This window comes from Burkholderia sp. KCJ3K979 (assembly GCF_016759955.1).
GTDB classification, from domain to species: Bacteria; Pseudomonadota; Gammaproteobacteria; order Burkholderiales; family Burkholderiaceae; genus Burkholderia; species Burkholderia orbicola.
Genome location: NZ_JACFYV010000183.1, coordinates 1 through 13,592 on the forward strand (window position 1 = coordinate 1; position 13,592 = coordinate 13,592).

Annotated in this window: 13 protein-coding genes and 1 pseudogene; 6 read left to right on the plus strand and 8 right to left on the minus strand. The window is 70.4% G+C overall.

The window, feature by feature from the left end; translation table 11 throughout:
• Nucleotides 1-164: 164 nt before the first annotated feature.
• On the minus strand, nt 165-1,010 hold the full coding sequence (locus H3O04_RS27645; protein WP_011546028.1) for an aldo/keto reductase: 846 nt from the start codon (nt 1,008-1,010) through the stop codon (nt 165-167).
• Between the two features lie 167 nt (nt 1,011-1,177).
• On the opposite strand from H3O04_RS27645, the gene H3O04_RS27650 reads away from it, so the two are divergent.
• A complete protein-coding gene (locus H3O04_RS27650; RefSeq protein WP_011546029.1) occupies nt 1,178-1,924 on the plus strand; it encodes a GntR family transcriptional regulator in 747 nt (248 codons plus the stop codon).
• Nucleotides 1,925-1,945: 21 nt separating this feature from the next.
• Here H3O04_RS27650 and H3O04_RS27655 read toward each other — a convergent pair whose 3' ends face one another.
• Nucleotides 1,946-3,337 carry a CoA transferase gene (locus H3O04_RS27655; RefSeq protein WP_202588877.1) on the minus strand — a complete coding sequence of 464 codons (1,392 nt, stop codon included), beginning with the start codon at nt 3,335-3,337 and terminating at the stop codon, nt 1,946-1,948.
• Between the two features lie 140 nt (nt 3,338-3,477).
• On the opposite strand from H3O04_RS27655, the gene H3O04_RS27660 reads away from it, so the two are divergent.
• Entirely contained in the window at nt 3,478-4,710 is a 1,233-nt protein-coding gene (locus H3O04_RS27660; protein WP_202588878.1) for a citrate/2-methylcitrate synthase, read from the plus strand.
• On the opposite strand, the gene H3O04_RS27665 is transcribed toward H3O04_RS27660, so the two are convergent.
• Nucleotides 4,683-5,006: a DUF2917 domain-containing protein gene (locus H3O04_RS27665; RefSeq protein WP_011546032.1), complete on the minus strand. Its 324-nt coding sequence runs from the start codon at nt 5,004-5,006 to the stop codon at nt 4,683-4,685. The genes H3O04_RS27660 and H3O04_RS27665 overlap by 28 nt on opposite strands.
• A gap of 232 nt (nt 5,007-5,238) precedes the next feature.
• Between H3O04_RS27665 and mdtD the strand changes: the two genes are divergently transcribed.
• Nucleotides 5,239-6,675, plus strand: a complete 1,437-nt coding sequence (mdtD, locus tag H3O04_RS27670) for a multidrug transporter subunit MdtD (protein ID WP_011694373.1) — start codon at nt 5,239-5,241, stop codon at nt 6,673-6,675.
• A 167-nt stretch (nt 6,676-6,842) separates the two neighbouring features.
• A complete protein-coding gene (locus H3O04_RS27675; protein WP_012329085.1) occupies nt 6,843-8,117 on the plus strand; it encodes an EAL domain-containing protein in 1,275 nt (424 codons plus the stop codon).
• Nucleotides 8,118-8,136: 19 nt separating this feature from the next.
• Here the strand turns inward: H3O04_RS27675 and H3O04_RS27680 are convergent, their stop codons facing one another.
• From H3O04_RS27680 to H3O04_RS27690, 3 genes are all read right to left on the minus strand, one after another.
• A complete protein-coding gene (locus H3O04_RS27680; protein WP_011546035.1) occupies nt 8,137-8,742 on the minus strand; it encodes a class I SAM-dependent methyltransferase in 606 nt (201 codons plus the stop codon).
• A 91-nt stretch (nt 8,743-8,833) separates the two neighbouring features.
• Nucleotides 8,834-9,889, minus strand: coding sequence for a 2-dehydropantoate 2-reductase (locus H3O04_RS27685; protein ID WP_105797676.1), 1,056 nt, complete (start codon nt 9,887-9,889; stop codon nt 8,834-8,836).
• Complete coding sequence (locus H3O04_RS27690) at nt 9,882-10,406, minus strand: Mpo1 family 2-hydroxy fatty acid dioxygenase (RefSeq protein ID WP_011546037.1); 525 nt, start codon at nt 10,404-10,406, stop codon at nt 9,882-9,884. The genes H3O04_RS27685 and H3O04_RS27690 overlap by 8 nt, the downstream gene beginning before the upstream one ends.
• 81 nt (nt 10,407-10,487) lie before the next feature.
• Here H3O04_RS27690 and H3O04_RS27695 point away from each other — a divergent pair, with 81 nt between their 5' ends.
• Both H3O04_RS27695 and chrA read left to right on the plus strand, forming a co-directional pair.
• Nucleotides 10,488-11,195, plus strand: coding sequence for a Crp/Fnr family transcriptional regulator (locus tag H3O04_RS27695; RefSeq protein WP_202588879.1), 708 nt, complete (start codon nt 10,488-10,490; stop codon nt 11,193-11,195).
• A 107-nt stretch (nt 11,196-11,302) separates the two neighbouring features.
• Entirely contained in the window at nt 11,303-12,514 is a 1,212-nt protein-coding gene (gene chrA, locus H3O04_RS27700; RefSeq protein ID WP_202588880.1) for a chromate efflux transporter, read from the plus strand.
• A gap of 102 nt (nt 12,515-12,616) precedes the next feature.
• On the opposite strand, the gene sodB is transcribed toward chrA, so the two are convergent.
• Together sodB and H3O04_RS27710 are read right to left on the minus strand one after the other, a co-directional pair.
• A complete protein-coding gene (gene sodB, locus H3O04_RS27705) occupies nt 12,617-13,195 on the minus strand; it encodes a superoxide dismutase [Fe] (protein WP_011546040.1) in 579 nt (192 codons plus the stop codon).
• A 232-nt stretch (nt 13,196-13,427) separates the two neighbouring features.
• Nucleotides 13,428-13,592 (minus strand): annotated as a pseudogene (locus H3O04_RS27710) (exodeoxyribonuclease VII large subunit); the annotation flags it as partial.

The window sequence follows — 13,592 nt, forward strand, 5'->3', positions numbered from 1 at the left end:
GCAATGGCGGCGGCAACGGTAACGGCAATGGCAGCGGCGGCGCCGGCAACGGCGGTGCCAACGGCGTCGGCAACGGCCATGGCACCGGCAACGGCGGCGGTCACGGCAATGGCGGATCGTCCGGCGGCAACCACTGACCTGACGCGTTGCCCGGCCGAAGTCGGTCAGAGCATCTCGAGCGCGCGCTTGCTGCGCGGCGGACGGAAATATGCGTCAAGCTGCGCGCGCTCGTCATCGCTGAACACGACATCGAGCGCGGCGCGGTTGTCACGCACGTGTTCGATTCGCGACGCCTTCGGAATCGCGAATACGCCCGGCTGCGCGAGCACCCATGCCAGCGCGACGCGCATCACCGACACGCCGCGCAGCCGCGCGATCTCGTCGAGCGGCGAACGTTTCGGCAGCCGCCCGTGATCGACCGGGCTGTACGCCATCGCCGGAATCCGATGGTCGGCCAGCCACGGCAGCAGGTCGAATTCCGGGCCGCGTCGCGCGATGTTGTAGAGAATCTGGTTGGTTGCGCACGCACCGCCGCCCGCCTCGTCGACGAGTTCGGCCATGTCGGCCGTATCGAAGTTGCTCACGCCCCAGTGGCGGATCTTGCCCGCGCGCTGCAACGCGTCGAAGCCCTCGACCGTTTCCGCGAGCGGCACCGACCCGCGCCAGTGCAGCAGGTATAGATCGAGGCGATCGGTACGCAGGCGCTTGAGGCTCGCGTCGCACGCGGCGACGACGCCGCGCCGGCTCGCATGGTGCGGATAGACCTTGCTGACGAGGAACACGTCGTCGCGCAGGCCGGCGAGCGCGTCGCCGACGAGTTCCTCGGTCGCGCCGTCGCCGTACATCTCGGCGGTGTCGACCAGCGTCATCCCGAGTTCGATGCCTTCGCGCAGCGCAGCGATCTCGTCCGCGCGCCGCGCCGGCCGCTCGCCCATTTCCCAGGTGCCCAGGCCCAGCTTCGGAATCGTCTCGCCGTTCGGCAAAACGACCGTGGCGATCGTGTCTGTCATGCGTGTCCTCGTCGCGGATTCGTGGCCGCCCACCGCGGCCGAAGCATCGGATACGACGCATCAGTGTAGTCAATCGGTGCGCCCCCGGCCTATTACACGGCAAAAACCGGCTATAACGGCGCGGCATGATGACTTAGAATGGCCGCAACCTGATCGATACCCATTGTATGAAGGCACCCACGGACGACCGCTGGCAGGACCTGCGCCCCGACCCCGACAACGATACGCCGCTCTACCTGCAGCTCGCCCGCAAGCTCGGCGATGCGATCCACGACAACCGCTGGACGGCCGGCGAAGCGCTGCCTTCCGAGCGTGTGTTGTCCGAAGCGCTCGGCGTGTCGCGCATCACCGCGCGCAAGGCGATCGCGCTGCTCGTCGAGCAAGGCCTGATCCGCCGTACCCAGGGCGCGGGCAACTTCATCCAGCCGCGCTACGAAGATCCGCTGTCGCGGCTGTCGAGCTTCAGCGAGATGCTGGAGCGCCGCGGCTTCAAGCCCAGCTCGCAATGGCTCGCGCGCGAAATCCAGCCCGCCAACCGCGACGAAGTGATCCAGCTCGGCCTGTCGCCGGCCGCATCGGTTACGCGCCTGAAACGCCTGCGTCTCGCCGACGGCATCGTGATGGCCGTCGAGAACTCGACGTTCCCCGCGACGCTGATTCCCGATCCGCAGGCGATCGCCGGTTCGCTGTACAGCTATCTCGAAGCGCGCGGCACGCCGATCGTGCGCGCGCTGCAGCATTTCCGCGCGGTGAACGCGACCGACGAGATCGCCGAGCAGATGGGCATCGCCCCGCACGACGCCCTGCTGCTGATCACGCGGATCGGCTATACGTCCGACCAGCGCGCGATCGAACTGACCGATACCTACTGCCGCAACGACTACTACGATTTCGTCGTCGAGCTGCGCAAGTAACGCGAGCCGCGCCACTCGCCCTCACAGCCAGCGCGCGTCGTCGGTGCCGAGCGGCACGGGCGGCCGCGCGAACGACGGCGGCGTCGCCGACAACCGCTCGGCCGGCCGCACGGTGTCGAGCGCGCCGAACGGCGACGCGATGCGGTCGATCCGGTCGCGCACGTCGGCCAGCGCGAGATCGGGCGCCTGCAGCCCGTCCGGCACCGCGCCGAACGACTGCAGCCAGCGCCCCGTCTGCGCGAGCGACATCCGCACGTGCCAGCTTCCCCCTTCGCGTGCCCGCCGGGCGAGCGCGATCATCGCGCCGAACGCCGCGAGATACCCCGTTGCATGATCGAGCGCCTGGCACGGCAGATGGCGCGGCCCGCTTGCCTGCGCGGCCTGCTGCTCGTGCCATGCGATGCCGCTCGCCGACTGCACGAGGCTGTCGAACCCGCGCCGCTGCGCCCACGGCCCTGCATGCCCGTACGCCGACACCGACACGTAGACGATGCCGGGCCGCCGCGCCGCCAGCGCCTGCGGCGTGAAACCGCGCGCGGCGAGCGCGCCGGGGCGGTACGACTGCAGAAACACGTCCGCCTCGCGCGCCAGGGCGTGCAGCGTATCGACGCCTGCCGCGTCGCGCAGATCGATCCACGTCGAACGCTTGCCGCGCCCGTTGTCGATCACGAGCGGCGCGATGTTCGGCAGGTGCGGACCGTTGACGAGCAGCGTCTGCGCGCCGTGCGAGGCCAGCGTGCGGCCCGCGACCGGGCCCGCGATGATGCGCGTGAGATCGAGCACGCGCACGCCGGCCAGCGGCTGGCTGGCCTCGCCGCGGCCGATCGGCTCGGGCGGCGCGTCGCCGATCCGCTCGATCTCGAACAGCGGCAGCGACGCGATCGCGCGCGCCTGCCCGTGCGCCGCCCATTCTTCAGGGGTTCTGATCAACGCCGCGCACAGGCCGGCCTCGGCCAGCGCGGTATCGAGCGCCGCGCCGTCCCAGGTGCGGATCGCCGCGGCGACGTCAGCGGGCTGCGGGCCGCAGCCGAGCACGTCGAGAATACCGTGCAGGTGATGCGGGAAATTCGCGTGCAGTTGAATCCAGCGTCCGTCGCCCGTCTCGAAGAAGCCGGTCACCGGATGACGCAATTCCGGCGGCGGCCCGTCGTCCACGCGCAGGTAGCGCTCGCTGCGGAACGCCACGAGCGCGTCGCGCACCGACACGTCGACCGATTGCGCCACGCCCGTGCGCAGCCGATGGCACTCGGCTGCCGCGAGCCCGGCTGCGGCGATCGTCGCGGCGGCGAGCGTGCCGACTTGAAACGTCGACGGTAGCGTCGGGACCTGCCCGGTCACGGTCGCGCGGGCCAGCGCGTCGCGCTCGCCGCGTGCGAGTTGCCAAAGATGCGCCAATGCGGATTCGGGTGTCATGGTGAAGGAGAAGCCGTTGAGGAGACGGAATCGAGTCTAGAATTCGCGACAGGCGCGATCAATCTTGATTGCGCAAATCAATACATAACGAATAGTTGTAGCGGGCCCGCGCTTCATGCGCGGCGACAGGAGCAACCGGCATGACGTCTCTCAGTGCGCAGGAAGCCGCCGGCATGCTCGGCGTCAGCGTGAGCACCCTTTACGCGTACGTGAGCCGCGGCCTGCTGCGCTCGCTGCCCGACGGCGCGACCAAGCGCCGCCGCTACGACGCCAACGAAGTGCGCCTGCTCGCGCGCCGCCGCGCCGATGCGAAGCGCGCGGGCGGCGTCGCCGAACGTTCACTCGACTGGGGCGTGCCGGTCCTGGAATCGCGGATCACGCAGATCGCCGACGGTCGCCTGCGCTACCGCGGCACCGATGCGATCACGCTGGCCGACGCGGCGACACTCGAAGAAACGGCCGCGCGGCTGTGGGACTGTGCGCCCGCGCGGCTGGCCGCCGCGTCGCTCGCCTCGACCGGTTTCGACGCGGCGCAGTGGGACGACTGGGCGCGTCGCTGGGCGCACCTCGCGCCGCTCGAACGCACGCTGGTGCTGCTGCCGGCCGCTGCCGCGTCGCTGCCGCGCCTGTGGGCGCAGGGGCGCGACGCACAGCTCGATTCCGCGGCGCTGCTGCTGCGCGTCGCGACGGCCGCGCTCGCCGGCATCGCGCCGGGCGACGCGCCCGTGCACCAACAGCTCGCGGCCGCGTGGCGCGTGCGGCGGCGCAATGAAGCCGACCTGCTGCGGCGCGCGCTCGTGCTGTGCGCCGATCACGAACTGAATCCGTCGACCTTCGCGGTACGCTGCATCGCGTCGACCGGCACCCATCTGTTCGGCGCGATCTCGGGCGGGCTCGCGGCGCTGTCGGGGCCGCGCCACGGCGGCGAGACGTTCCGCGCCGGCACGCTGCTCGACGAAGCGGCCCGCGCCGCCGATCTCGATCGCTACCTCGCGCTGCGGCTGGCGCACGACGAACGCGCGGACGGCGGCCGCACCGCCCTGTCAGGCTTCGCACACCCGCTGTACCCCGACGGCGACCCGCGCGCGCGGGCGTTGCTCGATGCGCTGCACGCGGCGGCGCCCGAGCGGCCGGTGCTGCGCGTCGCGCACGCGCTCGCCGCACGCGTCGAAGCGGCGACGGGCCTGCGGCCGACGATCGATTTCGCGCTCGCGGTGCTGGAGCGCACGCTCGCGCTGCCCGACGGCGCGGCATTCACGCTGTTCGCGGCCGGCCGCACGGCCGGCTGGATCGCGCATGCGCTCGAACAGTACGCGGACGGGAAGCTGATCCGGCCGCGCGCCCGCTACGTCGGCAGCGACGCGGCCGCGTGACGCCGGCCGTCGCGCCACACGGCGAACGGACGCCACCATGCAGACGCTGTGCGCACGGCCGGTGCCGCGAGCGGGCCGAATGCGAACGTCGCGCCGCGCGGCCCCGCGCTGACCCACGCGCGCATGCCGGGCAGCAAGGCCAAGGACGCCCCGGCACTCAGCCAGTGATCGTCTGGCTGGCCCTCGACGGTCACCCACACGTCGCCCTCGGCCACTTCGAGCAGCGTGCGATCGACGATCCGCCACCGTCCGGCCGGCTCGTCGCCGTCCATCACGTAAAGTCGCAGTTCGCGCATGGCAGCCTCCTGGTCGCACGGGTTCGATGACGCCAGTATTTCGGACAGTGACGGCACACGGACAGATACGGCCGCAGACACTTTCGGCTGAACTGTACTGGCCGGCCGACGGGGACAGAGGCTTCCCGCGGGCCGGTCCGGTCGGCGGCCACACGACATACCGCGCCGAACCTGCACGGCGCGGCGGCTTTCCCTACAATGTCGGCTGTCCCGCGCCATCGCCCCCGCCGTCATGTTCCAACGCCCGCCCGCCGCCGCTCCCGGCGAAAAGAACCTCACCGTGATGCTCTGGCTCGTTGCGACGGGCTTCTTCATGCAGACGCTCGACGCGACGATCGTCAACACGGCGCTGCCGTCGATGGCCGCGAGCCTCGGCGAATCGCCGCTGCGGATGCAATCGGTCGTGATCGCATACTCGCTGACGATGGCGGTGATGATCCCCGTGTCGGGCTGGCTCGCCGATACGTTCGGCACGCGGCGCGTGTTCTTCAGCGCGATCCTGGTGTTCTCGCTCGGCTCGCTGCTGTGCGCGAACGCGCATACGCTGACGCAGCTCGTCGCGTTCCGCGTCGTGCAGGGGGTTGGCGGCGCGATGCTGCTGCCGGTCGGGCGGCTCGCGGTGCTGCGCACCTTCCCGGCCGAACGCTACCTGCCCGCGTTGTCGTTCGTCGCGATTCCGGGCCTGATCGGCCCGCTGATCGGGCCGACGCTCGGCGGCTGGCTCGTGAAGATCGCGTCGTGGCACTGGATCTTCCTGATCAACGTGCCGGTCGGCGTCGCGGGCTGCATCGCGACCTTCTATTCGATGCCCGACTCGCGCAACCCGGCCGCCGGCCGCTTCGACCTGAAGGGCTATCTGCTGCTGACGATCGGCATGGTCGCGATCTCGCTGTCGCTCGACGGGCTCGCCGATCTCGGCATGCAGCACGCGGCCGTGCTGGTGCTGCTGATCCTGAGCCTCGCGTGCTTCGTCGCGTACGGGCTGTACGCGGTGCGCGCGCCGCAGCCGATCTTCTCGCTGGAGTTGTTCAAGATCCACACGTTCAGCGTCGGGCTGCTCGGCAACCTGTTCGCGCGGATCGGCTCCGGCGCGATGCCGTACCTGATTCCGCTGCTGCTGCAGGTGAGCCTCGGCTACTCGGCGTTCGAGGCCGGGCTGATGATGCTGCCGGTCGCGGCGGCCGGCATGTTCTCGAAGCGGATCATCACGCGGCTGATCACGCAGCACGGCTATCGCAAGGTGCTGCTCGCGAACACGATCATGGTCGGCGTGATGATGGCGAGCTTCGCGCTGATGCGCGACACGGTGCCGGTGTGGGTCAAGGTCGTGCATCTCGCGCTGTTCGGCGGCTTCAATTCGATGCAGTTCACCGCGATGAACACGCTGACGCTGAAGGATCTCGGCACCGGCGGCGCGAGCAGCGGCAACAGCCTGTTCTCGCTCGTGCAGATGCTGTCGATGAGCCTTGGCGTCACGGTCGCCGGCGCGCTGCTCGCGACGTTCACCGGCATGCTGCGCACCGTGACGCCGAGCAACACGCTGCCGGCGTTCCATGCGACCTTCATCTGCGTCGGGATCATCACGGCCGCGTCCGCGTGGATCTTCGCGCAGCTCGCGCCGGAGATCCGCAGCACCGCGCGCAAGACCGACCCGTCCGAGCGCGCGTGACGCGCGGCGCGCGCCGAATCGGGCCGGAACGCACCATCGCGGTGCAACGCGGCCCGGCACGCGTGCGCATATCAGCGGCGGCGGGCTGCCGCACACGGCGCCTGCCGTGCATACTTCTTGCTCGCGTATTCTGTAGGTAAACTGGGAGTCTTCCTTCGGCCGACATCATGAGCATGATCGAAATCGATCCCCCCGGCTTTCAGCCGCCCCGCCCGGTCGCCGGCGACGACGGGAACCGACGCACCGTGCTGTACGGCGGCTACACCGTGTTCAGCGTGTTCCAGCCCGTGTTCTCGGTGTCGCACCGGCGCGCGATCGGCTATCACGCGTCGCTGCGCGCGCACGACGAGGAAAGCCGCCAGGTGGCGTCGCACGAAGTGTTCACGCAGGCGGCGCGGCGCGGCGACCTGCTCGAGCTCGGCCGGCTCGCCGAATCGTTGCATCTCGGTAACTTCCACGCGTTCGACAGCCACGACGAGTGGCTCTTCCTGAGCCTGCATCCGGCCGCGCTGATGGACACCATCTACGGCGACGCGCTGCTCGCGAACCTGAAGGCGCTCGGGCTGCCGCCGCACCGCGTGGTGCTCGAGGTGCCCGAACAGGCCGGCGGCGAGACGCCGCGCTATGCGGCGATCATCGACGGGCTGCGCAAGGCCGGCTTCCTGATCGCGCTCGTCGGGTTCGGCGCGAAGCATTCGAACATCGATCGTGTGTGGCACCTGCATCCCGACATCGTCACGCTCGACCGTGGCATCCTCGCGCAGGCGAGCGAGCACTCGCATCTCGAACGCGTGCTGCCGGGGCTCGTGTCGCTGCTGCACGAATCCGGCCAGCTCGTGCTGATGGGCGGGCTCGCGACCGAACGCGACGCGCTGATCGCGCTCGAATGCGACGTCGATTTCGTGCAGGGCCAGTACTTCGCGGGGCCGAGCGTCGATCCCGTGCAGCCGCAGGCCGCCGCGGGCTGCATGGATACGCTGTCGGCCGCGCTGCGGCTGCGCGTCGCGCAGCGCGAACGCACGCAGGCCGAACGGCTCGCGCCGTACGTGGCCGCGCTCGAGGACGCGAGCCGCAGGCTCGGCGCGGGCGAATCGCTCACCGATGCGGCGGCCGCCGTGCTCGGGCTGCCCGAGACCGCGCGCTGCTTCCTGCTCGACGCATCGGGCCGCCAGATCGGCGACAACGTGCTCGCGCGCGGCAGCGTGTCGCAACGTGCGAAGCGCTTCCGCCCGCTGCTGCATTCCGAAGGCGCGAGCTGGGAACGCCGCCCGTACTTCATCGACGCGATGCGCGCGCCCGGCGGCGTGCATCTGACGCCGCCCTACCTGTCGATCAACGAGGCGCACCTGTGCGTGACCGCGTCGATCGCCGCACCGGCCGCGACGGGCATGCAGGTGCTCTGCGTCGACATCAACTGGGAAGCGGCGCTCAGCCGCGAGTGAGTTCGCCGGCGCGGCGCGCTCACGCGTCGCCGCCCGCCTTGCGCACGATCAGCCGGTGCACGCGCTTGCCGGACGACGCGCTGACGACCTCGTGTTCGTCGATCACGTGCACGCCCGCGCCCAGCGCCGCATGCATCCGCGCCGAATCGAGCGGCGTATAGAGGCGGCCGCGCTCGTCGCGCAACATCCCGCTTCCGGCCACCCGCCAGCTCAGGTACAACGTGCCGCCCGGCATCAGCAGATCGGCCAGCCGCGCGGCAGCCGCTGCTGCGTCCGCCTGTTCGAGATGCATGACGACCGTTTCGCACAGCACGTTGCGAAACGCGCCGGACGGTACGCCGGCCAGTGCCGGCAGCGCGGCCAGTTCGAACGTCAGATCGCGATGGCGCCGCCGCGCCTCATCGAGCAGCGCGGCGCTCGCGTCGTAGCCGCGCACGTCGAAGCCGCGCGACGCGAGCCAGGCCGTGTCGCGCCCCGCGCCGCAGCCGACGTCGGCGGTCAGCCCCGGCGAGAAATGCTGTTCGAGCAGCGCGTACATGTCGTCGGGCGCAGCCTGGTCGAGCCAGTCCTGCGCGTATTGCGCGGCATGGGCGTCGTAGGCATCGAGAGTTGGGCGATCCACCATGGCGATTGCTCCGCAAGGGCGTCGGATGACGCACTCCGCATCTTAGTCGTTGCGCCCAGCCCGCGCCGTCGGCAAGCGCCGCGACGCCGGCCTACGCGGCCGGCACGTGGCCCGCACGCGGCGCCTGCGCGGCCAGGTCGGCCCACAGCGCATCGCCGCGCCACACCGGACGTGACGCCGCGCTTTCCGCGTCGTGGACGAGCGCGCACAGCCGCGCATTGACCGGCGCCGGCGCGCCGAAGCGCCCGGCCAGCCGCACGATTTCGCCGTTGATCCATTCGACTTCGGTCGCACGATGCGCCGCGAGATCGTCGGACATCGACGAGCGCGCCAACGGATCGATCTCGAGCATCCGGCCGCCGAGCACGCGGAAAGCCGCATCGGGCAGATCGAGCATCGCCGGAATCCATGCGGCCGGCAGCGGCGTCAAGCGCGCAGGCCGGATCGCGGCCCGCGCCAGCCAGTGCAGCGCCTCGCGCTGGGCCAATGCGACGCAGCGCCGGTACGTGCGTTGGGCGAGCTCGTCACGCAACGGCAGGTTCGCGAGCGCATTGACCGCATTGTTCAGGTTGAGCAGCAGCTTCGCCCACTGCACGGTGCGCATGTCGCGATGCAGCACGAGCGGCAGGCCGGCCCGCGCGAACAGGCCGGTGAACGGCTGCAGCGCAGGCGACGCGTCGACCGCCAGCCTCCCCGCCGAGCCCTGGTGAAACGCGCCGGGCCCGCGCTCGATCACGTTGAACGGCACCATGCCGGCCAACACGGTCGCTTGCGGGAGTGCGTCGCGCAGCACGTCGGCGTTGTGCAGGCCGTTCTGGAAGCTGATCATGATCGTGCCCGGCCGCAGCACGCCGGCCAGTTGCGCGGCGGCCTCGCGCGTGGCGGCCGACTTCACCGCGACGAGCACGAGCCGCGCGGCGGCCGCCGCGGCCGGATCGGTGGCGAATCGGACATCGGCCGGCGCGAGCGCCCCGCGATAGCCGCGCCGGTCGGTCAGCGTGAGTCCGTGCAGATGAATCGCGTCGCCGATCCGCGCGCGGCCGACGAGCGTGACGTGCGCGCCGGCTGCCGCGAGGCGGCCGCCGAGGTAGCACCCGATCGCGCCCGCGCCGAATACGCAGACCGGCCCGGCCGACGCATCAGACATGCGAATGCGCGCCGCCATGCACCGGGCCCGCGCGCCGCTCGACTTCGCGGCGTACGTCGCCGCGCAGCCCCACGAAGAACGCGACCTCGGCGACGACGAACAGCGGCCCGACGATCAGGCCGACCAGATCGTCGACGAACGCGGGCTTGCGGCCTTCGAACCAGTGCCCGACGAACTGCACGATCCAGCCGACGACGAACGCGCCGATGCCGATTGCAAGCCATTGCGCGGTCCGCAGCGGCGCCAGCGACTGCGCGGCCCACAGGCCGAGGGCGAGCAGCCCGGTCATCACGATCCCGAACCGCAGGTCGAGACGCAAGTAGAACAGCGCGGACACGACGGCGAGCAGCAGCGCCGGCGACAGCGCGATGCCGGCCAGCATCCCGAGCGCCGGCCGCGACAGCAGCACCTCGACCGCGAACACGATCATCGGGATGCCGACCAGATGCGTCGCGATGTTGCGCGCGTCGCGATGGTAGGCCGCATACTGGGAAAGATGATCTTCGAGGGTCTTCATGGCGTCTCCTGATCGGTTATTGAGCGCTATGATGCGCGTCACGCCCGAGAACCTCTGTCAGCTACCCGACATCGCGTGCCCATGCCTTCTTCGCTCGCCCCGTACCTGCCGCAGATCGAAGCGAACCCGTGGTTCGCCGGGCTGCCGCCCGCGCTGCGCGCCGCCCTGATCGCCCGCGCGACGCTGCGCCGCTTGCCGTCCGGCCACGCGCTGTTCCGGCGCGGCGACCCGCCGTGCGGGCTGTACGCGGTACTGGCCGGTTCACTCACGATAGGGGCGGTCGATCCGCAGGGCAAGGAAGCGCTGCTGACGGTGGCCGAGCCCGTCACGTGGTTCGGCGAGATCGCGTTGTTCGACGGCCAGCCGCGCACGCACGACGCCATCGCGCTCGACGACGCGCTGCTGCTGCACGTGCCCCAGGCCGCGCTGCTCGCGATCCTCGATACGACGCCGCAATACTGGCGGCAGTTCGCGCTGCTGATGGCGCAAAAGCTGCGCCTGAGCTTCCTGACCGTCGAGTCGATGAGCGTGATGCCGGCCGCGCAGCGGCTCGCCGCGCGGCTGCTGATGATCGCCGAAGGCTACGGCGGCATCAGCGCCGGGCGCACGCATATCCGGCTGTCGCAGGAAACGCTTGCGTCGATGCTGTCGCTGACGCGGCAGACCACCAACCAGTTGCTGAAGGCATTGCAGGCCGACGGCGTGGTGCGGCTGCACGTCGGCGAGATCGAGCTCGTGGACATCGACGCATTGCGCCGCGCGAGCGGGCTCAGCGACGGCGCGTCCTGAACGCTGCGCAACGGCCACGGCAGGCCTTTGTCGACCGCTGCGCGCTGCCCCGCGACCGCCGAGTTGCGCTATCGTGGCGACTCGTTCCGCCAGCCGCGCGCACCGCCTTGAACACGTCGCCCCTCCCCGCCCCCGCCCGTCATCCGTGGCCCGTCTTCATCGCGTTCCTGCGGCTCGGTCTCACGTCGTTCGGGGGGCCGGTCGCGCATCTCGGCTACTTTCGTGCGGAATTCGTCACGCGGCGCGGCTGGCTCACCGAGCGCACCTATGCCGATCTCGTCGGGCTGTGCCAGTTCCTGCCGGGGCCGGCGAGCAGCCAGGTCGGGATGGCGATCGGTCTCGCGCGCGCCGGCTATGCCGGCATGTTCGCCGCGTGGCTCGGTTTCACGCTGCCGTCGGCGCTGATGATGATGCTGTTCGCGCTCGGCGTTCACGCGACGGGCGCGCCGATCGAGGCCGGCGCGCTGCACGGGCTGCGCATCGTGTCGGTCGCGGTGATCGCGCAAGCCGTATGGGGCATGGCGCGCACGCTGTGCCCGGATGCGCGGCGCGTCACGCTGATGGCCGCGGCCGCCTGCGTCGCGCTGCTCGCGCCGGCCGCCTGGACGCAGGTCGCGGTGATCGTCGTGGCTGGCGCCGCCGGTCTCGTGCTGCTGCCGCAACCGGCGCGCGACGCGCACGAACCGTTGCCGCTGCACGTGTCGTCCCGCGCGGGCGTGCTGTGGCTTCTGCTGTTCGCAGCGCTGCTCGTCGCGCTGCCGTTCGCGGCCCGCGTGCTGCGCTCCGATACGCTCGCCGTCGTCGATGCGTTCTTCCGCACGGGTGCGCTCGTGTTCGGCGGCGGCCACGTGGTGCTGCCGCTGCTGCAGGCGGCCGTGGTCGCGCCCGGCTGGGTCGGCGATTCGGCGTTTCTCGCCGGATATGGCGTCGCGCAGGCCGTGCCGGGGCCGCTGTTCACGTTCTCGGCATTCCTCGGTGCATCGCTGCGCGATGCGCCGAACGGCTGGCTCGGCGGCACGATCGCACTCGTGTCGATCTTCGCGCCATCGTTCCTGCTCATCGCCGGCACCGCGCCGTTCTGGGAACGCCTGCGCCGCAGCGCGCACATGCAGGCCGCGCTCGCCGGCGTGAACGCGGCCGTCGTCGGGCTGCTGCTCGCCGCGCTCTATCACCCGGTCTGGACCGACACGATCGTCGCGCCGCGCGACCTGGCCGCCGCGCTGGTCGCCTTCGTCGCGCTGGTGTTCTGGCGCGTGCCGCCGTGGGCCGTCGTGATCGCGAGCGCGGCGCTCGGCTGGCTGCTCGGCATCGCCGGCTGATCCGGCGGACGCGGCACGTTCGGGCCGCGCAAAAACAAAAAGCCCTCGAAACGAGGGCTTTTTTTCGATGCCGCGCGCCGTGGCGGCGCGCAGGCGCCGGACTTACGCGAAGTTCTTCGCTGCGAAGTCCCAGTTCACGATGTTCCAGTACGCTTCGACGAACTTCGGACGGGCGTTGCGGTAGTCGATGTAGTACGCGTGTTCCCACACGTCGATCGTCAGCAGTGCCTTGTCGGCGGTCGTCAGCGGCGTGGCTGCGTTGCTCGTCGACACGATGTCGAGCGAACCGTCGGCCTTCTTCACGAGCCATGCCCAGCCCGAACCGAACGTGCCGACCGCGGCCTTCGTGAACGCTTCCTTGAATGCGTCGTACGAACCCCACTTCGCATTGATCGCGTCGCCCAGCGCGCCCGTCGGTGCGCCGCCGCCGTTCGGCGACAGGCTGTTCCAGAAGAACGTGTGGTTCCAGACTTGCGCGGCGTTGTTGAAGATGCCGCCCGACGACTTCTTCACGATCTCTTCCAGCGGCAGGTTTTCGAATTCCGTGCCCGGGATCAGATTGTTCAGGTTCGTCACATATGCCTGATGGTGCTTGCCGTAGTGGTACTGGATCGTCTCGAGCGAGATGGTCGGCGCGAGTGCGTCTTCAGCGTACGGGAGCGGCGGGAGCGTATGAGCCATGGCGATTCCTTCGTTGAGTATGTAGGGAGGCTGTGTTGGATGCTGCCGAGCGTCCGATTGTAGGCGAGGACGAATAACCCCGCAAACTCACGGGCCATTTATCCGCGGTATGCGGAAAAGCGCTGCTGGCGCGACGTCCGGCAGGACGAACCGGACGATGCGCAGCATTCGTGCCCGGCCGCGCCGCATGCGTTGCGACGATCCTCGCGCGTCTCGCGCGCCGCTTCTTGCGTCAGATCGTATCGGTCAGCCGCGGCTGCACGTCGGCGAGCGACACGTCGGCCGAGCCTTCGGCGAGATGCACGGTCAGGCGCCGCTGCGGCTTCAGCGCGTTCGGCGCGCGCACCGCGCGGCCCGTCTGCGCATCGATCAGCGCCGCATAGCCGCGCTCGAGCGG

Excerpts from the sequence above, each read along its gene's own strand:
- H3O04_RS27645 (WP_011546028.1), bottom strand. The coding sequence starts at position 1,010 with ATGACAGACACGATCGCCACGGTCGTTTTGCCGAACGGCGAGACGATT.
- H3O04_RS27650 (WP_011546029.1), top strand. The coding sequence starts at position 1,178 with ATGAAGGCACCCACGGACGACCGCTGGCAGGACCTGCGCCCCGACCCC.
- H3O04_RS27655 (WP_202588877.1), bottom strand. The coding sequence starts at position 3,337 with ATGACACCCGAATCCGCATTGGCGCATCTTTGGCAACTCGCACGCGGC.
- H3O04_RS27660 (WP_202588878.1), top strand. The coding sequence starts at position 3,478 with ATGACGTCTCTCAGTGCGCAGGAAGCCGCCGGCATGCTCGGCGTCAGC.
- H3O04_RS27665 (WP_011546032.1), bottom strand. The coding sequence starts at position 5,006 with ATGCGCGAACTGCGACTTTACGTGATGGACGGCGACGAGCCGGCCGGA.
- mdtD (WP_011694373.1), top strand. The coding sequence starts at position 5,239 with ATGTTCCAACGCCCGCCCGCCGCCGCTCCCGGCGAAAAGAACCTCACC.
- H3O04_RS27675 (WP_012329085.1), top strand. The coding sequence starts at position 6,843 with ATGAGCATGATCGAAATCGATCCCCCCGGCTTTCAGCCGCCCCGCCCG.
- H3O04_RS27680 (WP_011546035.1), bottom strand. The coding sequence starts at position 8,742 with ATGGTGGATCGCCCAACTCTCGATGCCTACGACGCCCATGCCGCGCAA.
- H3O04_RS27685 (WP_105797676.1), bottom strand. The coding sequence starts at position 9,889 with ATGTCTGATGCGTCGGCCGGGCCGGTCTGCGTATTCGGCGCGGGCGCG.
- H3O04_RS27690 (WP_011546037.1), bottom strand. The coding sequence starts at position 10,406 with ATGAAGACCCTCGAAGATCATCTTTCCCAGTATGCGGCCTACCATCGC.
- H3O04_RS27695 (WP_202588879.1), top strand. The coding sequence starts at position 10,488 with ATGCCTTCTTCGCTCGCCCCGTACCTGCCGCAGATCGAAGCGAACCCG.
- sodB (WP_011546040.1), bottom strand. The coding sequence starts at position 13,195 with ATGGCTCATACGCTCCCGCCGCTCCCGTACGCTGAAGACGCACTCGCG.